Source organism: Sphingobium sp. EM0848 (genome assembly GCF_013375555.1).
Classification (GTDB): Bacteria; Pseudomonadota; Alphaproteobacteria; order Sphingomonadales; family Sphingomonadaceae; genus Sphingobium.
This window is the reverse complement of the sequence record NZ_JABXWB010000005.1, coordinates 688,384-713,765: the sequence shown is the minus strand read 5'-3', so window position 1 is coordinate 713,765 and position 25,382 is coordinate 688,384. Positions and strand designations below refer to the sequence as shown.

Here is a 25,382-nt window from a genome sequence, read left to right as displayed (position 1 = left end):
GTCTCCTATACCCTGAGCCATTTGATGGCCATATGCGCGGCCGTTTCGCCGGACCGGATCGCGCCCTCCATGGTCGCGGGCAGGCCCGTCTGCGTCCAGTCGCCCGCCAGAAACAGGTTCCGCGCGGGCGTCCGGGCGCCGGGGCGGCGGGCGTCCTGTTCGGGCGTGGCGGAAAAGGTCGCCCGCTTTTCCTTCACGATCTGCCAAGGTGGCATGGACGCGGAAAAGCCATAGGCCCGCTGAATATCGTCCCAGAAGCACCGTGCCAGCGCTTCGCGATCCATGTCCACCAGCGCGTCGGCGGCCGAAACCGTGACGGAAATGCGGTCGGAAAAGGCGAACAGCCATTGCGCCGTTCCGCCCAAAACACCCAGCATCGGCGGCGCATCCGCAGGCGGCGGGACCGCGAAATGCGCATTGACGATGGCGTGGAAAGCATCGGGCACGGTCAACCCCGGCAACAGCACCGCCGCGACAGCCGGGGGAACGGCGAGCACGACGATCTCATCCTCCCGCACGACCTCTGCCCCACGGCCCCAGTCCAGCGCCGCGACCCGATCCCCTTCCATGCCGATGGCGCGGAGACGGCGGCCCAGCGCCACCACCGCCCCCTGCGCCGCCAGCCAGTCCAGCGCCGGATCGATGAAGGCCGCCGCCAGACCGGGATGGGCGATGCGCGGCAGGCTCGCCCGCCCGCCGCGCAGCAGCGATTCCTGCAGGACGGCGGCGGTGAGTTTCGCCGAACCCTTCGCGGACGGCGTATTGAGGATGGCAAGCAGCACCGGATCGATCAGGCGGGACCACAGGGTTCCTGCGGCACTGATCCGGTCGCCGACTCTGTCCCCCGCCGCACCGCAGAGCAGCTTGGCGAGCGCCAGATAGTCCTTCACCCCCGTATCCGGCACGCGCCGGTTGCGGGACAATATCCACCAGGGGAGCGCGCCGTCATTGATGCGGACCGTCCATCGCGCGTCACGGGCAAGGTCGACGAAGCGGAAATCGGCATGGTCCGGCCCGGCCAGCGGTTCCCGGGTGCCGATCCTTTCGCGAAAGCGCCGCACCGCGTCATTGCCGGCAAGCACCAGATGATTACCATTGTCGATGGTCAGGCCGATCTGCGGATCATGATAGGATCGGCAGCGCCCCCCGGCCTGGCCGGCGGCCTCCATGACCCGCACGGCTACCCCCGCCTCCGCCAGCCGGACAGCAGCGGACAGGCCTGCCAGACCCGCGCCGACGACAATCGCCCGGCCAGCCTTCACCCGGTCACCATCAATCGCGCGACCGTCAGGATCAGCCTCAGCTTGTTGGTGCGCACCCTTTGCCGGGGCGGCGCCCAGCCGGTGCGGATCATCCGCGTCAACAGCCGGGCATAGGCGATTTCCATCAGCCGGGGCGCGATCAGCAGCCCTCGCGGCTGGTCGGCCAGCAGCTTGCCCGCCTGATTGAAATGCCTCTCGGCCCGGGCGGCAAGCCAGCGGCCGGCCACGTCCATGCGCGGATCGGCCGCCACCTGTTGCGGCGTGGCAGGCACGATCCCCGCCACCGCCAGGGCCTCGGCAGGGATATAGACGCGGCCAATGGCGGCGTCTTCGTCTATGTCGCGCAGGATGTTGGTCAGTTGCAGCGCCCGGCCGAGATGGTGGGACAGGGCCAGGCCCGGCTCCCGCTCCATGCCGAAGACCCGCACCGACAGGCGCCCGACGGCGGAGGCGACACAGTCGCAATAGAGGTCCAGTTCCGCTTCGCCGGGCCAGCATATGTCGCGATCCACGTCCATCGCCATGCCGTCGATCACCGCTTCGAAATCGCGGCGGTCAAGGTCGAAGCGATCCACGGCGGAACGCAGGAAATTCGCCTGTCCCGCGTCGCGCCCGGCATAGAGCGCGTCGAGATCGCGGCGCCATTGGTCCAACTGCGCGGCCCGCGCCGTGCGATTGCCCTGCTGGTCGTCGGCGATGTCATCGACGATCCGGCAGAAATCGTAAATGGCGAACATGGCGTGCCGCTCAACCTTGGGCAGCACGCGCATCCCCGCGTAGAAGGAACTGCGCGATGCGCCCGCTGCCACCGCCGCCTCGCTCATGCCGCCCGCCGGAAAAGCGCGGGAAGCGCGGCGCCCGTGGCAAGGAAGAGCGCCTCCATCCTGCCGTGATGCACCCGCTCGCTCAAGGGATCGCGCCTTTCCAGCCGATAGGTCAGGCTGCGGGCGAGCCGATGGATGACCGCCACCTCCGCCGCCAACCGCCGGTCGCGGATCAGCGCCGCGAACGCCGCCGACTGGTCGAGCAGGTCGCGGGTCCGCCGTGCCAGACCGGCGATAATGGCGCGCAACCTTTCGCTGGCCCGGTCGCCTCCCAGTTCAGCGACATCCAGCCCGGTATCGAGCGGGATGTAGACCCGGTCGAGCGTCCGATAATCCTTGCCGCAATCCTGAAGATGATTGACGATCTGCAACGCGGCGCACAGCGCGTCATTGGCGGGCCATAGGCCCCTGTCCTCACCATGCGCGTCCAGCACAAAGCGCCCCACCGGCATGGCCGAATAGCGACAATAGCCGATCAGATCGTCCCAGTCGGCATAACGCCCCACGGTCACGTCGCGCACGAAGGCGTTCAGCAGATCATGCGCATGGACCGGATCGATGCCGCGCGCCGCCATCGCCTGCCGCAGCGCCATGGCCTCCACCGTCCCGTCACCGTCCAGCCCCCCGCGCATCCGGGCGAGCAGGGCCAGCTTTTCCTCCGCCGTGGCGGAAGGATGGTCGGCAATGTCGTCCGCCGCCCGCGCGAAACGATAGAAGGCCATGATCGGCGGGCGATATTCCGCCTTGATGAGCAGGCTGGCGACGGGGAAATTCTCGTCGCGATGCCCCTTCCCCGATGCCAATGGGCCCGATGCCAGTTCTACCGCGTCCATCAGCTCCCCGCTCCCGCTTGCGCCCGCCCCTTCCACATGCCCCCGCGACCGCGTGACTGCTGCCACGCTGATAGCAGGGTGCATCCGGCGTAAAAAGCCGCGATCACCGGCAAAGCCGCGCCCCAGAGCGGACTGCGGCAATAGAAGCGCAGCATGGGCTGGAAGGACAAGGCCATCGCCAGCCACGCTGCCAGCCCCGCCCAGCGCGCCAGCCCCTGTCCAAACAGGGTCAGCAAGGGCGGCGCGGCATAGACCAGCATCATCCCCGCCAGCGTCGCCGCCAGCAGCCAGGGCGAATAGCGAAGCTGCGCATAGGCCGACCGCGAAATCATCGCCGCGACCGAGGCGAAGTCCCGATAGGGCCGGATGCTGACCGAACGGTCGGTGAGGCCCAGCCAGACTGGCCCCTGCCGCTTGAGCAGCGCGCCCAGCGTGCAATCGTCAATCAGCGCGCCCCGGATCGCGCCGATCCCGCCCGCCTGCTCCAGCACCGTCCGCCGCACGAGCATGCAACCGCCCGCCGCCGCGCCGAGACCACCCGGTCGGTTCACCCGTCCGAAGGGATAGAGCATCTGGAAAAAGAAGACGAAAGCCGGCACCAGCATCCTTTCCGCAAGGGTATCGCAGCGCAGCCGGGCCATCAAGCTGACCAGCGAAAGCGCCCGCTCCTGGCCTTTAGCCTCCCCCCGCGCCACCAGCGTCCGCAATGTGTCCGGCGCATGAGCGATATCGGCATCGGTCAGCCACAGCCAGACCGGCGCCGGGCCGGCATGGGCGATGCCCTGATGCAACGCCCAGAGCTTGCCGGTCCAGCCATGGGGCAGGGGCTGGCCGGTCAGCACCTCCACCTTTTCCGATCCCAGCGAACAGACGATGGCGCCGGTGCCATCGCTGCTGCTGTCATCGACCAGAAGGATGCGGAACCGGCCCGGATAGTCCTGCGCGATCAGGCTGCCGATGGATCGGGCGATGACATCCGCCTCATCGCGGGCGGGGACGACCGCCGTCACATCGGGCCAGCGCTGCAGCGATGGCGGCAGGTCCCTGTCGTCCCGCTCCCGCGCCAGCCAGAAGCCGTCACGGCCCAACAGCAGGCCAAGCCATATCGCCAGCACCGCCATGCCAAGGCCCGGCGCGATCATCGGATCATCCCCGTCTGGCGGAACCAGTCGATGGCGTCGCCGATCGCCTCCTGCCAGGGGCGGGCGGCATAGCCCAGCTCTCGCGCCGCCTTTTCCGAACTGAAGAACATCCGGTGCCGCGCCATGCGCAACGAATCCAGGGTGAGGAAGGGATCGCCCTTACCCGACAGCCGGGCCAGCCCTTCATTGACCCATGCCAGCGGCATGAGCGGCGCGCGCGGCAGGCGCAGGCGGGGCGGCCTGCGCCCCATGCGGACGGCGATTTCGGCCAGCATGTCGCCCAGCATCACATCCTGCCCGCCCAGAATATAACGCTCCCCGACCCCGCCCTTTTCCAGTGCGAGGAGATGTCCTCTGGCAACATCGTCGACATGGACGAGGTTGAGGCCGGAATCGAGATAGGCGGGCATCCTGCCGTTCGCCGCCTCGACGATGATCCTGCCCGTGGGCGTCGGCTTGACATCGCGCGGGCCGATGGGGGTCGATGGCTGGACGATCATGGCGGGCAGCCCCTCCTGCGCGACCATCTGCTCCACCAGCCGTTCCGCCACCACCTTGCTGCGCTTATAGGCGCCGATCGCTTCGGAAGGGGCCGCCGCTGCCCGTTCATCGACCGCACCGGCATCGGAGGGCTTCAGCGTGGCAACGCTGCTGGTATAGACGATCCGTTCCACGCCCGTTTTCAGCGCCGCGCGCATGACGCATTGCGTGCCGGCCAGATTGTTGCGCACGATCTCCTCGGGATCAGGCGCCCAGAGCCGGTAATCGGCGGCAACATGGAACAGCGTGCCGACGCCCCTTAGGGCACTTTCCATGGCGACGCTGTCGCGCACATCCCCCTCGACCAGCTCGCCGGGGAAATCCACGAGGTTCACCGGCGAACTGCTGGCCCGGACAAGGCCGCGCACCCTGCACCCACGGCCCGCAAGCGCCCGGGCAACCGCCGAGCCGACAAAGCCCGACACGCCGGTCACGAGAATCAGGCCGCTGGATTCAAACATTTCCGACCGAACATCCGCACGCTTGCCCACAGTTCATGCTATTCCTATTCCCGCAGACGGAACTGGCAAGTATCTCCCGCATGTTCCCGAATGTTTTTACCGTGTCCTGCCCGGTTCTGGAAGGAAGGCCATGCTGACCATCATGCTGTCCGCGATCGGATGGGCGCTGCTGCTGCTGGCGGGGATCGGCATGCTGTACATGGCGGTCGCGACCTTCACGCTGAACCGATTTCTGGGAACAAAGGAACAGCCGCCACCGGGAAACGAGGCCGTCACCATCCTCAAACCCCTGCACGGATGGGAACCACGCCTCACCGACAATCTCGCGAGCTTCATCGAACAGGATCATGCGGGCGCGATCCAGTTGCTCTGCGGCGTGCAGCGGCCCGACGATCCCGCTATCGAAACCGTGCGGATGCTCCAGACCCGCTATCCGGGCGCCCGCATCGACCTGATCGTGGATGAGACCCGCCATGGGTCGAACGGAAAAATATCGAATCTCATCAACATGATGCGCCATGCGGCCCATGATGTGCTGATCCTCAGCGACAGCGACATGGCGGTCGGCCGTGACTATCTGTCCCGGCTGCTCGCCGCGCTGCGCCGGCCGGGGACGGGCGCCGTCACCTGCCTTTATGGCGGGCGGGGCGACAATGGCTTCTGCTCCCGCCTGGCCGCTGCGGGAAGCAGCTATCAGTTCCTGCCCAGCCTCATCTTTGCAAAAGTCCATGGCATGGCGTCGCCCTGCATGGGATCGACCATCGCCCTGCGGCGCGAAACGCTGGACGCCATGGGCGGCTTTGCCCGTTTCGCGGACATATTGGCGGACGACCATGCAATGGGACAGGCAGTGGAGCGGCTCGGCCTTTCCATCGCGGTGCCGCCCATGCTGCTGACCCATGCCTTCACCGATGCCCGGCTGCGTGACCTGTGGCGGCATGAACTGCGCTGGGCAGCGACGGTGCGTGGCCTCGCCCCGGCGGGCTATGCCGGGTCGTTCATCGCCTTCCCGCTGCCGCTGGCGCTGGCGGCGCTGCCCCTTCATCCGAGTCCCGCCCTGGCGGCGCTGGCCGCGACGCTGATCGTTCGATTTTACACGAAACGGGCAGTCGACCGTCATGCCAGGGTCATCTCGGCGTCATTCTGGACCTTGCCGCTCCGTGATATGTTGAGTTTCGCGATTTTCATCGCCAGCTTCTTCGTCCGATCGGTTGATTGGCGCGGAACGGCGCTTAATATGGTAGGCGACGGGCGCGTCACGTCTTCTACGGAGACTGCCAGAACATGATGTCTACGTTATTTCTTCAGGGGCCCTCCTTCGACGGGTACGACGGCGGCGCCGGCGCCCGTTATCAGATGAAGCGCGAGGTGAAGTCCTTCTGGTACCCCACATGGCTGGCCCAACCCGCCGCGATGGTGGAGGGGTCGAAGCTGATCGACGCCCCCGCGCACGACCTGTCATGGGACGATATCGCGCATGAGGTGGACGGCAGGGATCTGGTGATCCTGCACACCTCCACCCCCAGCTTCAATCAGGATGTGCGCACCGCCGAACTGGTCAAGGCGCGCAACCCCAGGGCGCTGGTCGGCATGATCGGCGCGAAGGTGGCGGTCGAGAGCGAAAAGGCGCTGAACGCCAGCCCGGCGATCGATTTCGTCTGCCGCAACGAATTCGACTTCACCATCGTGGATGTCGCCAACGGCATGCCGCTGCGCGAGGTGGAGGGGATTTCGTGGCGCGATTCCGACGGCGCGATCATCCACAACAGGGACCGCAAGATCGTGGAGGACATGGATTCGCTCCCGTTCGTCTCTCCGGTCTACAAGCGCGACCTGACGATCGAAAAATATTTCGGCGGCTATCTCAGGCACCCTTATGTCAGCTTCTATACCGGCCGCGGGTGCAAGAGCCGCTGCACCTTCTGCCTGTGGCCGCAGACCGTGGGCGGCCACAACTACCGCACCCGCTCGATCCCGCATGTGATCGAGGAAGTGAAATATGTCATGGAGAACATCCCCCAGACCAAGGAGATATTCTTCGACGACGACACGCTGACCGACAATGGCCCGCGTGTGGAGGAACTGGCGATCGCACTGGGCAAGCTGGGCTTTGGCAAACCGGGTTTCCCGATGAGCTGGAGCTGCAATGCCAAGGCCAACGTCCCCCGCAAGACGCTGGAAGTGCTGAAGGCCAATGGCCTGCGCCTGCTGCTCGTCGGCTATGAAAGCGGCAACCAGAAGATATTGCACAACATCAAGAAGGGCCTGCGCGTCGACGTTGCACGGCAGTTCACGAAGGACTGCCACGAACTGGGCATCGTGATCCACGGCACCTTCATTCTCGGCCTTCCCGGCGAAACCGAGGAGACGATCGAGGAAACGATCAACTACGCCAAGGAGATCGATCCGCACACGATCCAGGTTTCGCTGGCCGCGCCCTATCCGGGCACGTTCCTCTACAAGCAGGCGATGGACAATGGCTGGTTCGACGGCACCGATCACCTGCTGACCGATGGCGGCAACCAGATCGCACAATTAAGCTACGAACATCTGCCCGCGCCGCTGATCTTCGACAAGGTGGAGGAATTCTACAGGCGCTTCTATTTCCGTCCGTCCAAGATCGGATCGATCCTGTGGGAAATGATCCGCGATTGGGACATGATGAAGCGCCGCCTGCGCGAGGGCCTGGAATTTTTCGAATTTCTGCGCAAGCGCAAGGAAGCCGCCTGACGGTTCCCGTGAAACGGCTGGTCGTTACCGCCGACGATTTCGGCGCGTCGCTGGAAGTCAACGAAGCCGTCGAACGGGCACATCGGGACGGCATATTGACCGCCGCCAGCCTGATGGTCGGCGGGGCCGCCATGGACGATGCGATCGAACGGGCAAGGCGGCTGCCATCGCTCGGCATCGGCTTGCATGTCGTGCTGGTCGATGGACGGCCCGTGTTACCGCCGGACCGCATCCCCGCTTTGGTCGATGCGCGCGGCGATTTTCGTACCGACATGGTGCGCACGGCCCTGCGGATCTTCGCCTCTCCAGCCGCACGCCGCCAACTCATGGCGGAGATGGAGGCGCAGTTCAGCGCCTTTGCCGCCGCCGGCCTGCCGCTCGATCATGTGAACGCGCACAAGCATTTCCACCTGCACCCGACCATCGCCACCACCCTCATGACAGTAGGCAAGGCCCATACCATGCGGGCGGTCCGGGCGCCGGTCGAACCGGCTCTGGTCCTGCGCGCGGTGGACGGCACGCGCGCCTCCTCCGCGATGGAGGACATCTGGGCAAGGCGGGTCCAACGGCGGATGCGGGACGCTGCCCTTACCACGCCGGATCAGGTCTTCGGCCTCGCATGGTCGGGGGCGATGACCGCATCGCGCCTCCATGGCCTGCTAGAGCATCTGCCCGACGGCCTCACTGAAATCTACGTCCATCCCGCGACCGGTCCCTATGCCGGATCGGCTCCCGGCTATCGCTATGCGGAGGAACTCGCCGCACTGACCGCCCCTCTTGCCAAACAGGCCGTAGCGCGCAATGGCATCATCCTCGGACGCTTTACGGATTTCATCGAAGGAGAGCGCGCATGACACTGGCCCGCTCCTGGGGCGATTATGACGAGACGGTCCCCCTCCCCATCGGCCAGGTGAAGCACGGCAGTCCCGATCATCTTCTGCTGATGAGCCGGACACTGCTCGACACCCATGATCCCTATCGCCCGGCTCTGATCGACTGGCCGAGACTGGACGAGGCGACCCGCGACAAGATCGTCTCCCTGCCGATCTGGGACATCGCCGTCGCGACCGAGGGGCGCGCAGGCATGAACGTCAAAACCTATGCGGAGGGCGTGCGTGATCCGCTGCTCAAGGCGGCGGTGGAGATGAACGGGTTCGAGGAATCGCGCCACAAGCTGGTCCTGTCCGACATGGTGCGGGCCTATGGCATCGTACTGGCGCCGGAGCCGGACTATAAGCGGCCCACCGACCCCGAATATGCCTTCATGCGGACCGGCTATTCGGAATGCATCGACAGCTTCTTCGGCTTCGGCCTGTTCAGGGTGGCGAAGGATTCAGGCTTCTTCCCGCCGGAACTGGTGGATACATTCGAACCCGTGATGCGGGAAGAAGGGCGGCATATCCTCTTCTTCGTCAACTGGGTCGCCTGGTGGCGGCGCAACATGCCGATCTGGCGGCGGCCCTGGTTCGAGCTCAAGGTCATTGCCGTCTGGCTCTACCTGATCTGGGAACGGATCGACATGGCCAAGGGCATGGGCAAGGACAACAGCCGCGCGCAGGAGAATAATTTCACGCTCAACGGGTCGAAGGAACTGGGCGTGGAGATCAGCTTTCCCGAACTGGCGCGCATCTGTCTGGCGGAAAATGACCGGCGGCTGGCGCCCTATGACACACGCCTTATCCGGCCCCGCTTCGTGCCGGGCATGATCCGTTTCGTCCTGCGCTTCATGAAGGGGCCAAAGGCGGGAGAGATGAGCTGAAACACTGGGCCCGGATCGGAATATTGCTGGCGACCGTAGCGGGCCTGATGGTCGCCGTCTGGACGATCGGCGCGACCGGCCTCAAGGATGTTCTGGCGACGGCGGGGCGCATGGGGCTGACGGGTTTCTTGGCTTATTGCCTCTGGTCGCTGGGCGTCTTCTTCCTGCTGGGCGCGGCCTGGCTGGCGGCGGCCCCCGGCGAACAGGGCCGGTCCCTTCCCCTGTTCGCCTGGGCGCGCATGGTACGCGAGGCGGTGTCGGACCTGCTGCCCTTTTCGCAACTGGGCGGCATCATCGTCAGCACCCGGACACTGACAGCAGCGGCGCTGCCATCCAGCCGGGTCCATGGCTCGCTGGTCGTCGACCTGACCACCGAAATGGCGAGCCAGCTGGTCTACACGCTGTTCGGCCTCGCGCTGATGGGCTCTCTGCTGATCGGTGACGGTGCGGCGGTCCATCTGCGCCCGGCTATACTGGGCGGCACGCTGGTCATGGTCGTGATCATCCTGCTGTTCTTCACCATGCAGCGGGCCGCGCTGGACTTTGCCACGCGCATGGCCGGCCGCTTCCTGCCCGGATCGACCGCCATGGCGGGCATGCGGTCGGAACTGGCGCGCATCTATACGCGGAAGGACCGCGTGGCACTGGCCTTCGGCGCCAATCTGGTGGCCTGGGTGGCCAGCGGGATCGGCGCCTGGCTGGCGCTCAGATGGATGGGCACCCACGCATCGGTGTGGGACATATTGGCGCTGGAAAGCCTGATCTTCACGCTGCGCAGCATCGCCTTCGTCATTCCCGGCGCGCTGGGAGTGCAGGAGGTCGCCTATGCCTTCGCCGGTCCGCTTTTCGGCCTGCCGCCGGAAACCGCCCTTGCCCTTTCGCTCGCCAAGCGCGCCCGCGACATGGCGATCGGGTTGCCGACGCTGCTTCTTTGGCAGATCAACGAAATGCGCCATATGGCAGGTCAAGGCGAACAGGCCCTGTAGCGGAAAGCGATCGCTGCTACGCCGGTATCGGCAGGAAAAGACGGATTTGGGGAGAGAGAGACGCAGTGCCGAACCATGATCTCGATCGCGAGAATTTGCTCAACATCCTCTATGACAGCCTGTCCGGCACACCCGCATGGCATGAATTTCTGGTGGCATCGAACAGGACGTTCGGTTGCGCCTACGCGTCGCTCGTCCTTGATGCGGGGGGCTTTGGCGACAGCGCCGATCCCGTGGTCATGCTGAACATCGACCATATCAGCGAAGCGGTGAAGGCGCTCCATCGGTCCGGCTTTTTCAAGGCGAGCGGGGATGATCGGCCCGACCAACGCGGCGAGGTCTCCCTGCCGGGCGGCGCGTCGCTGATCGCGGAAGGGGTAGCGCGAACGCTTACCCTCTCGCTCGATTGCCGGGAACATGGCATGGCCCATTTCACCCTGTGGAAGGACCAGGCCACCGGTCCCTTCGACGATCGGACGCACCGGCTGCTGGCAGAGCTGGCACCCGCGTTCAGGCGGGCACTCAAGCTGTTTTTCCAGGGGGTCGGGCTGCAAAGGCGGCTGCTCATGTCCACGGCCGCGCTGGAAACGAGTGGCATCGGCGTCATTCTCGCCACGCCGGACGGCACCATGCTGATGACCAATGCCATCGCCGACGCCATTCTGGCGGAGGGCGCGGGCATGGGCCTGTCGCGCGGCAAGCTGAAGGCGACGAATCCCGAGGACACAGCCCGCCTGCTGACCGAATTGCGCAAAATGGCGGCTGAGCAGCAGGCCGAAGCGGATTGGCGGGTCTACGCCCCGCTGGCGCTGCAACGGCCGGGCAGCGTCCTGCCGCTGACGGTGATTATCCGCCCCGGCCCCGCCTTCCATCCGCTGAGAAACCCGTTGCAGCGCACTGCCCTGCTGATCCTGCGCGATCCCGAGCATCGGCCGATCATCCCGGCCAGCACCCTTTCCCACCTGTTCGGACTCACCCCGGCCGAAGCCTTGCTGGCGAGCGAAATGGCGCGGGGCGCGAGCGTCGAGGAGGCGGCGAACCATATCGGCATCAGCCGGAACACGGCCCGCAGTCAGCTCCAGTCGGTGTTCCTGAAAACCGGCACCAACCGTCAGGGCGAACTGGTGCGCATGCTGCTGAGTTCGGCGGCCTCTCTCTCCACATAAGGGAACCGCGCGGACCCTAATCCAATTGGGTGATGCGCGCCCCACGGAGCGTCGTAGACTTGCCTCATCAGCTATCAGGAGAGTGCATTGTCTACCGCATATGAACGCAAACGCCTTCGCTACGCCGTGATCGGCGCGGGCATGGCCGGCATCCTGGCCGGTATCAAGCTCAACGAAGCGGGCGACGATTTCACCATCTATGAAAAGGCGGACCGGCTGGGCGGCACATGGCGGGACAATCGCTATCCCGGGCTGACCTGCGACGTGCCGGCCCATGCCTACACCTACAGCTTCGCCCCCCATGCCGAATGGGAAGCCTATTATGCGAAGGGCGAGGAAATCCGGAGCTATTTCGAACTCACTGCGACCAGGCACGGCATCATGCCGCATATCCGGTTCGGCTGTGAAGTCGTATCCTGTATCTGGGACGATGGCGAAGCCTGCTGGACATTGGGCCTTTCGACCGGAGAGCATGTGAAGGCCGATGTCGTCATCGCGGCTTCGGGCGTGCTGCACCATCCCCGGATGCCGGATATCGAGGGCATCGACAGCTTCGCTGGCCGGATTTTCCACAGCGCCCGCTGGGAGGATGACGCTCCGGTCGACGGCGTACGCGTCGGCGTGATCGGCAATGGCTCGACCGGCGTTCAGATCATCACCGCACTGCACGACCGGGCCGACAGCCTGGTGCATTTCCAGCGCTCGCCACAATGGATCATGCCTGTTCCCTATTTCCGGTACAGTGAAGAGGAACGGGAGGCATTTCGGCGCGATCCGGCGCTGATCGACGCGATCCGCTATGACGAGGAATATTGGAGCAACATCCACCGCTTCACGCGGGCGATAACGGAGGTCGACGGGCCGGACATCGCGATGGTCGAGCAGCTGTGCCTCGACAATCTGGAAAACAGCGTGCGTGACCCCGAACTGAAGGAAAAGCTGCGCCCCGACTATCGCGCCGCCTGCAAGCGCCTGATCTACTCATGGTCCTATTATGACGCCGTGCAGCAGCCCAATGTCATCGTCGAACGGGAAGGCATTGCGCGGATCGAACCCGAAGGCGTCCGGTTGAAGGACGGCCGGTTGCAGCCGCTGGATACGCTGGTACTCGCCACCGGCTTCCAGGCCGACCGCTTCATTCGCCCGACGACGGTGCGCGGGCGGAACGGGGCGTCGCTGGACGACGCCTGGTCGGTGCGGCCGACCGCCTATTACGCGATCTCGATCCCGGAATTTCCCAATTTCTTCATGCTGAACGGGCCGACCAGCCCGGTCGGCAATTTCTCCCTGATCGACATCGCCGAACGCCAGTGGGACTATATCGAACAGTTGCTCGAACCCCTGCGGCAGAACAAGGCGCAGTCCGTGGAAGCGAAGGCCGAGGCGCTTGTCGCCTATGACGAACGGCGGATCGAGGCGGCCCGCACGACGATCTTCGGTTCGGGCTGTTCCAGCTGGTATCTCGACGCCACCGGCGTCCCCGCCAGCTGGCCGTGGAGCTATGAGGCCTTTGCCGACGCGATGACCGCTCCGGTCATGGAGGATTATGCGCTGACGGCCGCGCTTGAAGCGGCCTGATCAAGGCAGGCAATAGAAAGCCGGGCGGGACCCTGTCGTCCCCCCCGGCGTCCCGGTCCGAAAGTACGGGCCGGGCTAAACTTCTGTTTATCGCAGGTCGATCGTCACCTTGCCGATACGACCGCCCTGATAACGGTAGCCGACCGGCGCCTCCTTCGGATAGGCCGCTACCGGCGAGCCCATGTCGACCCCAACGTTGAAGGTTTCGTCGATGGTGAAGAAACTTGCAGGGGTCATAGGCAATGTGTCCGTCGCAACCTGCTTGCCGTCGACCATCAGCTTCAGCGTCCCGCCCTTGGCATAGCCCGGCCCGTCATAATCGAAGTCGACCCGCAGCTTGGCCGCGCCCGGCGTCAACGGTTGCCCGACCAGATTGGCGGTCTTCATGTCGAATGCGCGGTAGGTGAAGACGGGACGACGCTGGGGGTCGATATAGAGCGACCAGCCCGCCGCCGAGCCGCCAACAGCCGCGATGACGCCCTGGGAAGCATTGCCGACAGCGACGTCGGACGACAGTGACCAGGATCGGTTCATCATCCTGGGCAGCGCCCTTTCGGCAACGCCCACCGTTCCTTCATAATAGGTGGCGCTTTTGGCACCCCCCGACGGGTCTGGCAGCCTCTGGTCGTCCAATTTCAGGCCGGAGAGCGGCAGCACCTGATTGGCGGCAGCCTCCTTCATGAAGAGCGCCTTCATTTCTTCCAGCCGGGCCGGATATTTGGCGGCAACATCGGTCGCCTGCGAATAGTCGGACCGCAGATCGTACAATTCCCACTTATCCTCCTCCATCGGTCGATCCGTCCTGGTGATGACCTGCCAGGGCAGGCGACCGTGAAAGGCCGACGCCATCCAGCCATCATGGTAGATCGACCGATTGCCCATCACCTCAAAATATTGCGTGCTGTGCCGTTCGGCCGCCTTGGCATCGTCGAAGCTATAGAGCAGGCTGGTGCCGTTCATCGGCTTCTGCGCGATGCCATTGACCTCCTTCGGTTCCGGGATGCCTGCCGCTTCCAATATGGTCGGCGCGATGTCGTTCACATGCGAGAACTGGCTGCGCAGCCCGCCGGGGTTATGGATCCGCTTCGGCCAACTGATCACCATGCCGTTGCGCGTGCCGCCCAGGTGGGAAGCGACGGTTTTCGTCCATTGGAACGGCGCGTCCAGCCCCCAGGCCCAACCGGCATTATAATGGGCATAGGCTTCAGCCGACCCGATCTTGTCGATGGAAGCCAGCTTCTGTTCGTCGCTTTCCTTCGCCCCCTGCATGGAGCCCAGATAGTTGAGGCTACCGCCAAGCCCGCCTTCCGCGCTCGCACCGTTGTCGCCGACGATGTAGACGAACATCGTGTTGTCATACTGGCCGCTATCCTTCAGCGCCTGAACAAGACGGCCAATCTGTTCATCGGTATGCGCCAGGAAGCCCGCATAGGCTTCCATCAGACGGGAGGCGACCTTCTTCTGGTCGGGTGTCAAACTGTCCCATGCGGGCATTTCCGCGGGCCGGGGCGTCAGTTTCGTATTGGCGGGAATCACGCCCAGCCGCTTCTGTCGCGCGAAAATCTCCTCGCGCAGCTTGTCCCATCCCTGATCGAACTTGCCGCGATAGCGGGCGATATATTCTTCCGGCACCTGAATGGGGGCATGGGTCCCGCCCGTCGCCAGATAGAGGAAGAAGGGCTTGTCCCGCGCCACCGACTTTTGCGCGTGCAACCACTGGATGGAGTGATCGACCAGATCCTCGGTCAGATGATAATGGTCGCCCGCCGGACGCAGCACGGGCGTGGTGCCGTCATACAATGTGGGTTCGAACTGGTCGGTTTCGCCGCCCTGAAAGCCGTAGAATTTCTCGAACCCCTCGCCCGTGGGCCAGCGGTCGAACGGGCCGCTCTGCGACACCTCCCAATCCGGCGTCTGGTGCCATTTGCCGAAGGCGGCCGTGCTGTAGCCGTTCTGGCGCAGGATTTCGGCGATGGTGGCCGTGTCCTTGGTGTGGAAACCAGAATAGCCCGGACGCGAATCCGCCGTGTTCATCACGGCGCCGATACCGGTCGCATGGGGATTGCGCCCGGTCAGCAGCGATGACCGCGTAGGGGAACAGATCGCGGTGGTGTGGAAACGATTGTAGCGCAGGCCCTGCGATGCCAGTTGATCCAGCGTGGGCGTGACCGTGGGTCCGCCAAAGGCGGTCGACGCGCCGAAGCCGACATCGTCCAGCAGCACGAGCACGACATTGGGCGCGCCGGCCGGTGCCTTGCGTTGCCAGGCTTCGTGCGGTGAAGGCGAAGCTGCAGTCTGCGCGACCACAGGGACACTGGCCCCCAGACTGATGGCAAGCGCCAACGCGCCCATGGAAATACCCTTTGCCCTGCTGAACCTCATGATCGTTCCTCTCTTTTAGCGGGTAAGCGTTGCGAGGTTGGTCACTGCAAACAAAAGACCTCACCTGTTTTGCGCATTTTTTGCCGTTGATCAGTACGAGATTATTCAGTACCAAAGTTGCAAATTATGCAAGTGAAATTTTGTTTTTGAGGAAGGATCGGGAAGATGACTGCTGTCGCGAAGGGCCATCGGGCTCGCTTGATGGGCCTTGCCCTTGGGTCGGCATTGGCCTGGGCAAGCGTCGCCGTCGCCCGGACGGAACCGACCGGACCGTCGCTTCCCCTGACGCCGCCGCCCTTTGCCGGCACCATCGGCAAAACCTACCTCGACTCGAAACCCGCCTTCACTCCGGCGACGACCGCGCCCAAGGGTGCGCCCAACATCATCGTCGTCATGACCGACGATGTCGGCTTCGGCGCGGCCAGCACCTTTGGCGGCCCGATCCCCACGCCGAACCTCGACCGGCTGGCGGCGCGCGGCCTGATCTACAACCGCTTCCACACCACCGCCATGTGTTCCCCGACACGCGCGGCGTTGCTGACCGGGCGGAACCATCATGCGGTCGACAACGGGATCGTCGCCAACCTGTCCACCGGCTTCCCCGGATATGACAATGAACTGCCCAAAAGTGCCGCGACCGTGGCGGAGATATTGCGCCAATATGGCTATAACACCGCAATGATCGGCAAGCATCACAATGCACCCGAGCATGAAGTGTCGGCGCAGGGGCCGTTCGATCGCTGGCCCACCGGCCTTGGCTTCGAATATTTCTACGGCTTCATGGGGGCGGAAACGAACCAGTTCTCTCCCGCTCTGTATCGGGGGGTGACGCCGGTCGATACGATCAGGAACGGCACGCTCGACAAGGCGCTGGCCGACGAAGCGATCGGCTGGATCCACAATCAGAAGGCGGTGGACCCTGCCAAGCCCTTTTTCCTCTATTTCGCGACCGGCTCCGCCCACGCGCCGCTTCAGGCTCCGCCCGAGTGGATCGCCAGGTTCCGGGGCAAGTTCGACCAGGGCTGGGACAAGGTCCGCGCCGACAGCGTGACGCGCATGATGCGCCTGGGCATGATCCCCAAGGGCACGCAAGTGTCGCCCCGTCCCGAAGGAATCAAGGGATGGTCGGACCTGTCCCCGGACCAGAAGCGGATCACGGCGCGGATGATGGAAGTCTATGCCGGCATGCTCGCCTATCAGGACAATCAGTTCGGGCGCCTGCTGGACGAACTCGACCGCATGGGTCAGACCGACAACACGATGATCGTCTTCATCGAGGGCGACAATGGCGCGGCCGCTGAAGGCGGACCGATGGGCAGCATGAACCCCATGTCCAATTTCGCCAACGGCACGAAGGAGGATGACGCCGCCCTGCTCGCCGGGCTGGACAAATTCGGCGGTCCCGAGGTGACTGGAAACTATGCCGATGGCTGGGCATGGGCGATGAACGCCCCCAATCCGTGGGTCAAGCAATATGCGTCCCATCTGGGCGGCGTGCGCAACGGGATGGTGATTTCCTGGCCCGGCCATATTGCGGCTCGAGGTATCCGGCCGCAGTTCAGCCACGTCACCGACATCATGCCAACGCTGCTCGACGCCGCCGGCATCGAAGCCCCCGCATCGGTCAATGGCGTGCGGCAACAGGCGATCGACGGCGTCAGCCTGACCTACAGCTTTACCGATCCCCGCGCGCCGGAACGGCACGACACGCAATATTTCGAAATGATGGGCAACCGCGCCATCTATCATGACGGATGGTGGGCGGGCACCACGCCCCGGCGGATGCCCTGGGGGGACGCGCGGCAGCAGTGGAGCGGCAGCCCCGAGGATTATAAGTGGGAACTTTACGATCTGAAGAAGGACCCGGCACAGGCCCATGACCTGGCCGCCAGCAACGGCGCGAAACTGGCCGAAATGCGCGAACTGTTCGACCAGGAAGCGCGGGCGAACAATGTCTATCCGCTCGACGACCGGATGAGCCTGGTCCGCTTCCAGGCGTCCGCCGCGCAGCATCCGAACCGGAACGACTATGTCTATTGGGGAAGCGGGATCAGCATTCCGGCCGTCCGCGCCGCGCCGATCCTGGGCCGGTCCTTCACCATCGACGCCGATATCGACCTGCCCGACGGGCAGAGCAGCGGCACATTGGTAGCGCTGGGCAGCCAATTCTCCGGCTGGAGCTTCCATCTCGACGCGGGCAAGCCGGTCGTCGTGATGGCCGCCAGCCAGTTGCCGGGCGACCAGTCCCGCGTCGCGGCCAACGCGCCTTTGCCCGCCGGACGCCAGCATCTGCAATATGAATTCCGCTATGATGGCGGGCGCAATGCCGGCGGGGAAATCGTCATCCGGGCCAATGGCGAGGAAATCGGCCGTGGCCGGATCGCGCGGACCATTTCGAAGCTCACGGAAATGACCGACACGATGGACATCGGTTTCGACGCCGACACGCCGGTCGTCGAGGGACCGGCCAGCCAGCCCTTCAGCGGCCGGATCGACAAGGTCAGCATTGCGCTTCCGCCTGTCGCTGCCCAATAAGCGGGGCAGACGGACAGGGAAAGGGCAAGTGCGCTGATGCGAAAGGAAACGGACCGCAGGGAAAGGATCATGGTGGAGGCTGCCGCCCTATTCCTGCGGGACGGGTTCGAACGGACCAGTATCGATCGGATCGCTGCCAATGCGCATGTGAGCAAACAGGTGATCTACGCCCTGTTCCAGGACAAGGAGGACCTGTTCGACAAGGTCGTCCGATCACGGCTGGAACAGGGAAGGTCCGATCCACAACCGCAACCGGAAGGGTCCGTCCGGCAAATATTGGAAGCCTATGCCGGCGACCAGTTCGACGGATTTGTCGACCCCGACAATTTCGGCCTGTTTCGCGCCAATATCGTGGTGGCGCGCACCTTTCCGGCGCTGGCGTCGGAACTGCATGAATTTCGGCGCCGCAGCGGCCGGAACGTGGCGGACTATCTCCAGACGCTGGCCGATGACGGCCAGATCGCGCTGCTGTCCAGCACTGCGACGAATCTGGGAACCCGGCTGGGCGGGATGACGGTGGAGGGGTCACGCTTCTTCCTTGGCCACGCCCAGCCGACTCCAACGCAACGGGCGGCGCAGGCCCGGTTCGCAGTGGCGCTGTTTCTGGGCGGGCTGCGCGATCTGCCCGTGGGGGAGGACGCGGAACCACAGCCCCCCTACACGCCCGAACCACCGCAACTGGCAGGCACGGCCTCCATGCGGCTGAAGCCCGAACGGTTCGATCTGCTCTGCGAAGCGGCCACCGACGAATTTCTGGATCATGGATTTGAAACGGCCAGCCTGGACCGGATCCTCGCGGCGACGGGGATCGGCCGATCGACCGTCTATCGGCAGTTTGGCGACAAGCTGAGCCTGTTCCGCTATGTGCTCCACCGGGAAATCGATGCCCAGTGGCGCGAACTGGCCGTGCCGGACGGCGACGGGCCGGAAGATCGGCTCCGTCGCCTGTGCCGCGAGGTTCTGGACCTGCATCTGGAACCCCGCACCATCCGGATGCACCATCTGCTGGTTCAGGATTGTTCCATCGTTCCGGACCTGGCGCGCCGTTTCTACGCCATGCAGATCGAACGTCTGAAACAGCCGTTCAGCCGGATATTGGAAGAGGCCAGCCTTGCTCCGCCCGCGCCCGCCACCTTGCGCGCATGCCACACGCTGGCGACCTTTGCGGTCCGCTATATCGCCTCTCCACGCCTGATCGATGCGGAGGAGCGCGCAACAGAATCCGGCACCGCCGCAGGGATCCTGTTGCGCGGGGTCGGCGGAGGCTGAAGCCTTAGAGCGGTTTTCGATCTGATGGGATCAGATCAACCGCTCTGGTTTATTGTTTTACCGCGATTTCTTAACCAGCAATCGATTTCGATTGCTTGGAAATCGCTCTAACAGGACGATTTTATTTCCGGATGTCCTTCAGCTTGACGACTTTGGCGGAGGGCAGCGGATGTTCGGTCGCCCCGGCCCAGCGCAGCAGGGCCGTGCCCTCGCCATGGCCGGCGGTATCGAGCCAGTTGCCGAAACCCGGGTCCTCCGCCGCGACCACCATGATGAGGCGGCCGTCCGGCTCGAGCCGCGCGGTGCTCTGGTTCACCGTGACGGCGAGGAAGCGGTAGTCGAGCGATTCCATCCACCAATTATCGACCTGGAAATTCCAGTAGTAGCATTTCGGCGGCGTCACTTCGATCACCCAGGCCTCATCCGGCGCCAGTTTCCAATAGGCATGCGCATAATATATGTCCTTGGCCCCACCCCCCTTCTGGAACATCGACTGATCGATGTCGGGAAATATATTGGGCGTTCCCCGGAACCGTTTCGACCAGTCGATGAAGGTGTGGACAATCCCGCGCACGAAGGCGGTCGTCTCCTTCAGTCCGGCGGCCAGGGCCGATGCGTCGAGCGGGGCGGGCGTGGCCGGTCCGCCGATGCGCTCTATCCTGAACTCGCCGGGCTTTTCCTTGGTCCGGTCGAGATAGCTTTGCCGCACGATGATCATGCTGGCATCCGGTTCCAGCCGCAGCCAGTTCTTCGGTTGCGGCCTGGTGCTGGCGATGATCTCCACCACGCCGTCGGGACCCCATTCGATGTCCTCGTCGATCAGCGTGCCGGTCGCCTTGTTGGTGCCGTCCTCATGATAGCGGAAGGCGTTCGCGACAATCGACAGATAGGCCATCGTCCCGCGCTTCACGGTCAGGCGATAGTCGAATTCGCCGCTGATGCGCGCATTCCAGTAAACATTGTCAGGATTGTCCGCGCCGATCTTCCCCGTCGTATGGCTCAGTTGATAGAAGAAGGGAAAGCTGGGGTCCCGCGCCTCAACATGCTGTTCCAGTCCCAGACGCAGCAATCGTGTCAGATAGCGAAAGCCCTCCACGCGGTCGAGCGGGGTCGCGGGATTACCGGGCGCAAGGATGATATCCCCCAGATCGGCCAGTTCGCCGCAGAAAGCGCGCCAGGCTTCGCCGTTGATCACGGAATCGTCGCTCATTCTCTCTCTCCTGTTTGCATGCCGATCCTAGCAGCCCGATCGACGTTGCCGCCTCCCAAATGGGAGGACGTGAAAGCCAGACTGCCATCGGGAAATAGATGTTCCAGGAGAAGGAATCAAAATCGTCCGACAGGTTTTGATGATTTTCTTTCATATTTTCATAAATAGTGATGATACTGTTTCACAAAATCAGAGGATCGGCGCGAAATTGAAACCCTATTTCCGGCCGGGCGTGCGATAAGGCTGACCATGGCAAAGGCTCAACTGGCACTTCCCGAAGGCGCGGCTGCGGACTGGACAGTTCCGCAGGACTGGACCGCCTATACCGCGGAAGAACATGCGATGTGGGATCGGCTTTTCGAGCGGCAGGCAGCGATGCTGCCGGGGCGCGTCGTGCCGGAATTTCTCGAAGGACTGGACATATTGCGGATGACCCGACCCGGCATCCCTGACTTCGCCGAATTGTCGGAGCGGCTGATGCGACGCACCGGCTGGCAGGTGGTGGCGGTGCCCGGACTGGTCCCCGACCGGGTGTTTTTCGAACATCTCGCCAATCGGCGCTTCGTCGCCGGACGCTTCATCCGCAAGCCCGAACAGATCGATTACCTGCAGGAACCGGACGTCTTCCACGATGTCTTCGGCCATGTACCGCTGCTCACCCATCCGGCCTTTGCGGACTATATGCAGGCCTATGGCGAGGGTGGATTGCGCGCCGACCATATGGGGGCGATCGATCATCTGGCGCGGCTTTACTGGTACACGGTGGAGTTCGGACTGATGCGGCGCGAGGGCGCGTTGCAGCTTTACGGGGCGGGCATAGTCTCCTCCTATGGCGAGTCCGTTTTTGCGCTGGACGATGCCTCACCCAATCGGATCGGTTTCGATCTCAAGCGGTTGATGCGGACGGAATATCGCATCGATGACTATCAGCAGAGCTATTTCGTCATCGACAGTTTCGAGGATCTTTTGCGCAAGACTTCAGACGTGGATTTCGGCCCCATTTATCGGAAATTGGAAGGGACAAGCGATCTCGCGCCCGATGCGGTGTTGCCGGAGGATCGGGTCTTTCATCGCGGGACGCAGGATTATGCGCGAGCGAAACTGCCATGCTGACGCATGATCTGGTAGAGGAACGCTCCTTTTTCGGCGGGCTGACGGCGCAGCCGGCCGATGCCCTGCTGGCGCTGATCGGGCTGCATCGAGCGGATGCGCGGCCAGGGAAGATGGACCTGGGCATCGGCATGTTCCGCGACGATCTGGGGCAGACGCCGGTGATGCGCGCGGTCAAGGTAGCCGAGGCGATGCTTGTCGAGCAGCAGGAATCGAAATCCTATCTGGGCACGGAAGGCGATGGGTGCTTTGCCGCATTGCTGGCAGAGGTCGTGTTCGGAGCCGGAACAGACCGGCTGACCGGCGTGCAGACGCCCGGCGGGACCGGAGCGTTAAGGCTGGGCGCAGAGCTGATCGCGCGCAGCCGTCCGGGGGCCACCGTCTGGATCGGCACGCCGACATGGCCCAATCATGCGCCGATCTTCCGGGATGCGGGGCTGCCGGTCCAGACGCACCGCTTTTTCGACGTCGCGAGCGCAGCGATCGATTTCGATGCGATGATCGAGGATTTGGGCGACGCGCAGGCGGGCGACGTGCTGTTGCTGCATGGCTGCTGCCATAATCCGACCGGCGCGGACTTTTCCGGCGAGCAATGGCGAGAGATCGCACGACTGTGTGAGCGACGGGGTCTGCTGCCGTTCATCGACCTTGCCTATCAGGGGCTGGGCGATGGGCTGGACGCGGATGCGGCGGCGATGCGGGGCCTGTTGCGCGCGCTGCCGGAAGCGGTGATCGCCTATAGCTGCGACAAGAATTTCGGCCTGTACCGGGAGCGCGTCGGCGCGCTGTGGGTGCAGTCGATCTCCACCGATCCGGTGCGTGGCAATCTGCTGACGCTGGCGCGCTCGCTCTGGTCGATGCCGCCCGATCATGGCGCAGCGGTGGTGCGGCTGGTACTCGAGAATGCGGCCTTGCGCGCCGATTGGGCGGCAGAGCTGGACGCGATGCGGGCGCGGATCAACGAGCTGCGCATGGCGTTGGCGGCCAGCCATCCGCGCCTTGCCGCCATTGGCGACCAGCGGGGCATGTTCGCCCTGTTGCCGCTGGGTCCCGATGCGGTGGAAGCGCTGCGCCGGGACCATGGCATCTACATGGCGGGCAATGGCCGCATCAATATTGCGGGCCTGACGCCGGAAAATATTCCCATCTTTGTCGCGGGCGTCGCGCCCTATTTAGCCTAATCGAGAGGATCGCCTGCATGGCTGACAACATCAATCCGCTGGGCCTTAACGGTTTCGAGTTCGTCGAATTTACCTCCCCAGATCCCGAAGCCATGGGACGGCAGTTCGAACAATTGGGGTTCGTAGCGAGCCACCGGCATCCGACCAAGAATATCACCCGCTACAAGCAGGGGCGCATCAACCTGATGCTGAACCGCGACGATGCGGGGCGGGTTGCAGCTTTCCGGGGCGAGCATGGTCCGTCCGCGAGCGCCATGGCCTTTCGCGTGGCCGATCCGCAGGCAGCGATGGCATGGGCGCTGGAGCATGGCGCCAAGCCGACTGACGAAGATGACACGGTCATTCAGGGGATTGGCGGTTCCTATCTTTATTTCATCAAGGATGGGGAAGATCTCTACGCCGACTGGGCGGAGTTTCCCGGCTGGCGGGAGGCCGAGGCGAAGAACAATGTCGGCCTCGACCTGCTCGACCATTTGACGCACAATGTCCGGCGCGGGCAGATGCGGGTGTGGAGCCAGTTCTACCGTACGCTCTTCGGCTTCGAGGAACAGAAATATTTCGATATCAAGGGGCAGGCGACCGGCCTGTTCAGCCAGGCGATGATCGCCCCGGACAAGGCGATCCGCATTCCCCTGAACGAAAGTCAGGATGACAAGAGCCAGATCGAGGAATTCATCCGCCAATATCATGGCGAGGGTATTCAGCATCTCGCGCTGACCACCGACAATATCTATGACACGGTGGAAAGGCTGCGGGCGCGGGACGTGAAGCTGCAGGACACGATCGAGACCTATTATGAACTGGTCGACAAGCGCGTGCCCGGCCATGGCGAGGATCTGGAGAGGCTGAAGAAGAACCGCATCCTGATCGACGGCAATGTAGGTGACGAGGGCATTTTGCTCCAGATCTTTACCGAGAATATGTTCGGGCCGATCTTTTTCGAGATCATCCAGCGCAAGGGCAATGAAGGCTTTGGCAACGGCAATTTCCAGGCGCTGTTCGAAAGCATCGAACTGGACCAGATCCGGCGTGGCGTGATTACGGTGGATGCCTGAATGAACGAGGACGTGGGGGGCCTTGGCCCCTCATCATGGATTAACTGAAACCATTTCGGACCAATTACGCGCGCTCTGGATGGTGTTTTGCGTGGCCAGGACCGGGAAAAGCCGGACGTTGATACGCAAAACCGCCTTTCCGGCACAGCCATGCTTTGCGCCGTTACGGTTGCTTCTTTCATGCCCTGACAATGGCCCCAAGACCATGAATTTCCCCGAATAAGGCGCTTTGCGTTCGCGCAAGGTGCGCATGGGGGAAATACAATGCGCCTGGGTTTGAACATCGGCTGTGGACTGGCGGCAGCTTGCGTCTTTCTGGTCCTCGGCGTCCGCAAGCTCAGCAACGGGGCCGCCATGGCGCGCAATGTCGGTGCGACCGCCCCGCCCATGAAAGCGCCAATACCGACCGTGCTGCTCGCGCAGCGTCCGGTCCGCACCGGCGAAACCATCGCCGCCGCCATGATCCGCAATGCGCCGGGCGATCCAGCGCTTCATCCTCAGGCCGCGACCGCCGCTAAAGTGTTGGGCAAGGGCGCGACGCAGGATTTGGCCGCCGGGGCGCTCATCCCCCGCGATGCGGTGGGCATGGAAAGCAAGCTCGCCATTCGCGTGCCGATGGGGATAGGGCAGATAGCCCGGCAGGCGGGTGCTGTCCCCTTCGCGCAGCAGGCCGTTGACGGTGATGGAGAGCTGCGCCTGCACCCCCTCCACCACATTGCTGATGCCGCTCTTGTAGAGCAGCAGACCGATCTGCAGATCGACGGGCTGGGCCAGTTGCTGGACCTGCGCATCAACGGGCTGGCCGGGAACGTCCCGCAACAGCGACAGGGTGCGTTCCAGCGTGCGCTTCGCGCATCAGCCGCCACCTATGAGCGGCGATCAGGCGGGTGGGCATGCTGGGGGAGAGGCACGCCTGCCGATAGTCGCGCACCCGCCCCTCGACCAGCCGGATCGTCAGCACGCCGTCGGTCGGCATCTGCGCCGGGATGGAGACGGAAAATAGGCAATGTCGCTCTTCGCATAGGCCGCACTGACCGACTGGGCGATGCCTTACAGCACATCCGCCGCCAGCTGGGCGGCCGGTATAAGGGGCGGCGGCGGAGGGTGGCGGCGGGGCGAGCTGGACCGAGGGGGCGGGCTGGGTCGCCCGCGGCGCGACCGGCGCGATCTGCGGTTCCACCCGGTCGGGGTCGATGATCGGCGCGGACTGCGCCGTGCCCGGGGCCCGGCGCGCGATCCTGCGCCGCCGCTGCCGTCAGAAGCAGCAGGCCGGGCAGCAACGCCAGCGCCAAATCCTTCACCGTTCCGATAAAGCTGTCCATCGTCCCTTGCCACCCCGGATCCGCGCGCGAGGATAGG

Annotated in this window: 20 protein-coding genes; 13 read left to right on the top strand and 7 right to left on the bottom strand. The window is 64.1% G+C overall.

The genetic code is table 11. The features are described from left to right. Positions 1 to 5: 5 nt before the first annotated feature. The 5 genes from hpnE to hpnA are packed head-to-tail and all read right to left on the bottom strand — an operon-like array spanning position 6 to position 5,062. Complete coding sequence (gene hpnE / locus HUK73_RS21460; protein ID WP_369805590.1) at positions 6 to 1,262, bottom strand: hydroxysqualene dehydroxylase HpnE; 1,257 nt, start codon at positions 1,260 to 1,262, stop codon at positions 6 to 8. Then, entirely contained in the window at positions 1,259 to 2,086 is an 828-nt protein-coding gene (hpnD, locus tag HUK73_RS26950) for a presqualene diphosphate synthase HpnD (RefSeq protein WP_255326479.1), read from the bottom strand. The genes hpnE and hpnD overlap by 4 nt, the downstream gene beginning before the upstream one ends. Next, positions 2,083 to 2,919, bottom strand: a complete 837-nt coding sequence (hpnC, locus tag HUK73_RS21455; protein WP_176593855.1) for a squalene synthase HpnC — start codon at positions 2,917 to 2,919, stop codon at positions 2,083 to 2,085. Before hpnC ends, hpnD begins: the two co-directional genes overlap by 4 nt. Beyond that, positions 2,919 to 4,061: a glycosyltransferase gene (locus HUK73_RS21450; protein ID WP_176593854.1), complete on the bottom strand. Its 1,143-nt coding sequence runs from the start codon at positions 4,059 to 4,061 to the stop codon at positions 2,919 to 2,921. The genes hpnC and HUK73_RS21450 overlap by 1 nt, the downstream gene beginning before the upstream one ends. Further along, the gene (gene hpnA / locus HUK73_RS21445) at positions 4,058 to 5,062 is read right to left on the bottom strand and encodes a hopanoid-associated sugar epimerase (RefSeq protein WP_176593853.1); all 1,005 of its coding nucleotides are present in this window, start codon (positions 5,060 to 5,062) and stop codon (positions 4,058 to 4,060) included. The genes HUK73_RS21450 and hpnA overlap by 4 nt, the downstream gene beginning before the upstream one ends. A gap of 130 nt (positions 5,063 to 5,192) precedes the next feature. Between hpnA and hpnI the strand changes: the two genes are divergently transcribed. The 7 genes from hpnI to HUK73_RS21410 all read left to right on the top strand — a co-directional run bounded on the left by hpnI (position 5,193) and on the right by HUK73_RS21410 (position 13,281). Beyond that, a complete protein-coding gene (gene hpnI, locus HUK73_RS21440) occupies positions 5,193 to 6,350 on the top strand; it encodes a bacteriohopanetetrol glucosamine biosynthesis glycosyltransferase HpnI (protein WP_176593852.1) in 1,158 nt (385 codons plus the stop codon). Next, a complete protein-coding gene (hpnJ, locus tag HUK73_RS21435) occupies positions 6,347 to 7,792 on the top strand; it encodes a hopanoid biosynthesis associated radical SAM protein HpnJ (protein ID WP_176593851.1) in 1,446 nt (481 codons plus the stop codon). Before hpnI ends, hpnJ begins: the two co-directional genes overlap by 4 nt. An 8-nt stretch (positions 7,793 to 7,800) precedes the next feature. Continuing rightward, complete coding sequence (hpnK, locus tag HUK73_RS21430; RefSeq protein ID WP_176593850.1) at positions 7,801 to 8,646, top strand: hopanoid biosynthesis-associated protein HpnK; 846 nt, start codon at positions 7,801 to 7,803, stop codon at positions 8,644 to 8,646. Next, complete coding sequence (locus tag HUK73_RS21425) at positions 8,643 to 9,551, top strand: ferritin-like domain-containing protein (RefSeq protein WP_176593849.1); 909 nt, start codon at positions 8,643 to 8,645, stop codon at positions 9,549 to 9,551. The genes hpnK and HUK73_RS21425 overlap by 4 nt, the downstream gene beginning before the upstream one ends. A 23-nt stretch (positions 9,552 to 9,574) precedes the next feature. Then, the gene (locus tag HUK73_RS21420; RefSeq protein WP_255326478.1) at positions 9,575 to 10,537 is read left to right on the top strand and encodes a lysylphosphatidylglycerol synthase domain-containing protein; all 963 of its coding nucleotides are present in this window, start codon (positions 9,575 to 9,577) and stop codon (positions 10,535 to 10,537) included. 65 nt (positions 10,538 to 10,602) lie between these two features. Further along, the gene (locus tag HUK73_RS21415; RefSeq protein ID WP_176593848.1) at positions 10,603 to 11,703 is read left to right on the top strand and encodes a helix-turn-helix transcriptional regulator; all 1,101 of its coding nucleotides are present in this window, start codon (positions 10,603 to 10,605) and stop codon (positions 11,701 to 11,703) included. Between the two features lie 87 nt (positions 11,704 to 11,790). Continuing rightward, the gene (locus HUK73_RS21410; protein ID WP_255326477.1) at positions 11,791 to 13,281 is read left to right on the top strand and encodes an NAD(P)/FAD-dependent oxidoreductase; all 1,491 of its coding nucleotides are present in this window, start codon (positions 11,791 to 11,793) and stop codon (positions 13,279 to 13,281) included. 87 nt (positions 13,282 to 13,368) lie between these two features. Here the strand turns inward: HUK73_RS21410 and HUK73_RS21405 are convergent, their stop codons facing one another. Further along, the gene (locus HUK73_RS21405) at positions 13,369 to 15,663 is read right to left on the bottom strand and encodes an arylsulfatase (RefSeq protein ID WP_176593847.1); all 2,295 of its coding nucleotides are present in this window, start codon (positions 15,661 to 15,663) and stop codon (positions 13,369 to 13,371) included. 165 nt (positions 15,664 to 15,828) lie between these two features. Between HUK73_RS21405 and HUK73_RS21400 the strand changes: the two genes are divergently transcribed. Together HUK73_RS21400 and HUK73_RS21395 are read left to right on the top strand one after the other, a co-directional pair. Further along, the gene (locus HUK73_RS21400; protein ID WP_255326476.1) at positions 15,829 to 18,198 is read left to right on the top strand and encodes an arylsulfatase; all 2,370 of its coding nucleotides are present in this window, start codon (positions 15,829 to 15,831) and stop codon (positions 18,196 to 18,198) included. A gap of 69 nt (positions 18,199 to 18,267) precedes the next feature. Then, a complete protein-coding gene (locus HUK73_RS21395) occupies positions 18,268 to 19,467 on the top strand; it encodes a TetR/AcrR family transcriptional regulator (protein WP_176593846.1) in 1,200 nt (399 codons plus the stop codon). Between the two features lie 121 nt (positions 19,468 to 19,588). Here the strand turns inward: HUK73_RS21395 and HUK73_RS21390 are convergent, their stop codons facing one another. Then, positions 19,589 to 20,677, bottom strand: coding sequence for a DUF1214 domain-containing protein (locus tag HUK73_RS21390; protein WP_176593845.1), 1,089 nt, complete (start codon positions 20,675 to 20,677; stop codon positions 19,589 to 19,591). A gap of 249 nt (positions 20,678 to 20,926) precedes the next feature. Between HUK73_RS21390 and phhA the strand changes: the two genes are divergently transcribed. From phhA to HUK73_RS27305, 4 genes are all read left to right on the top strand, one after another. Then, on the top strand, positions 20,927 to 21,790 hold the full coding sequence (gene phhA / locus HUK73_RS21385) for a phenylalanine 4-monooxygenase (protein WP_176593844.1): 864 nt from the start codon (positions 20,927 to 20,929) through the stop codon (positions 21,788 to 21,790). Next, entirely contained in the window at positions 21,784 to 22,968 is a 1,185-nt protein-coding gene (locus HUK73_RS21380) for an amino acid aminotransferase (RefSeq protein ID WP_176593843.1), read from the top strand. Before phhA ends, HUK73_RS21380 begins: the two co-directional genes overlap by 7 nt. A gap of 17 nt (positions 22,969 to 22,985) precedes the next feature. Then, on the top strand, positions 22,986 to 24,023 hold the full coding sequence (gene hppD, locus HUK73_RS21375) for a 4-hydroxyphenylpyruvate dioxygenase (RefSeq protein WP_176593842.1): 1,038 nt from the start codon (positions 22,986 to 22,988) through the stop codon (positions 24,021 to 24,023). Positions 24,024 to 24,287: 264 nt separating this feature from the next. Then, entirely contained in the window at positions 24,288 to 25,220 is a 933-nt protein-coding gene (locus tag HUK73_RS27305; protein ID WP_176593841.1) for an SAF domain-containing protein, read from the top strand. Positions 25,221 to 25,382: the final 162 nt, after the last annotated feature.

Excerpts from the sequence above, each read along its gene's own strand:
- hpnD (WP_255326479.1), bottom strand. The coding sequence starts at position 2,086 with ATGAGCGAGGCGGCGGTGGCAGCGGGCGCATCGCGCAGTTCCTTCTAC.
- hpnC (WP_176593855.1), bottom strand. The coding sequence starts at position 2,919 with ATGGACGCGGTAGAACTGGCATCGGGCCCATTGGCATCGGGGAAGGGG.
- HUK73_RS21450 (WP_176593854.1), bottom strand. The coding sequence starts at position 4,061 with ATGATCGCGCCGGGCCTTGGCATGGCGGTGCTGGCGATATGGCTTGGC.
- hpnA (WP_176593853.1), bottom strand. The coding sequence starts at position 5,062 with ATGTTTGAATCCAGCGGCCTGATTCTCGTGACCGGCGTGTCGGGCTTT.
- hpnI (WP_176593852.1), top strand. The coding sequence starts at position 5,193 with ATGCTGACCATCATGCTGTCCGCGATCGGATGGGCGCTGCTGCTGCTG.
- hpnJ (WP_176593851.1), top strand. The coding sequence starts at position 6,347 with ATGATGTCTACGTTATTTCTTCAGGGGCCCTCCTTCGACGGGTACGAC.
- HUK73_RS21425 (WP_176593849.1), top strand. The coding sequence starts at position 8,643 with ATGACACTGGCCCGCTCCTGGGGCGATTATGACGAGACGGTCCCCCTC.
- HUK73_RS21405 (WP_176593847.1), bottom strand. The coding sequence starts at position 15,663 with ATGAGGTTCAGCAGGGCAAAGGGTATTTCCATGGGCGCGTTGGCGCTT.
- HUK73_RS21400 (WP_255326476.1), top strand. The coding sequence starts at position 15,829 with ATGACTGCTGTCGCGAAGGGCCATCGGGCTCGCTTGATGGGCCTTGCC.
- HUK73_RS21395 (WP_176593846.1), top strand. The coding sequence starts at position 18,268 with ATGGTGGAGGCTGCCGCCCTATTCCTGCGGGACGGGTTCGAACGGACC.
- HUK73_RS21390 (WP_176593845.1), bottom strand. The coding sequence starts at position 20,677 with ATGAGCGACGATTCCGTGATCAACGGCGAAGCCTGGCGCGCTTTCTGC.
- phhA (WP_176593844.1), top strand. The coding sequence starts at position 20,927 with ATGGCAAAGGCTCAACTGGCACTTCCCGAAGGCGCGGCTGCGGACTGG.
- HUK73_RS21380 (WP_176593843.1), top strand. The coding sequence starts at position 21,784 with ATGCTGACGCATGATCTGGTAGAGGAACGCTCCTTTTTCGGCGGGCTG.
- hppD (WP_176593842.1), top strand. The coding sequence starts at position 22,986 with ATGGCTGACAACATCAATCCGCTGGGCCTTAACGGTTTCGAGTTCGTC.
- HUK73_RS27305 (WP_176593841.1), top strand. The coding sequence starts at position 24,288 with ATGCGCCTGGGTTTGAACATCGGCTGTGGACTGGCGGCAGCTTGCGTC.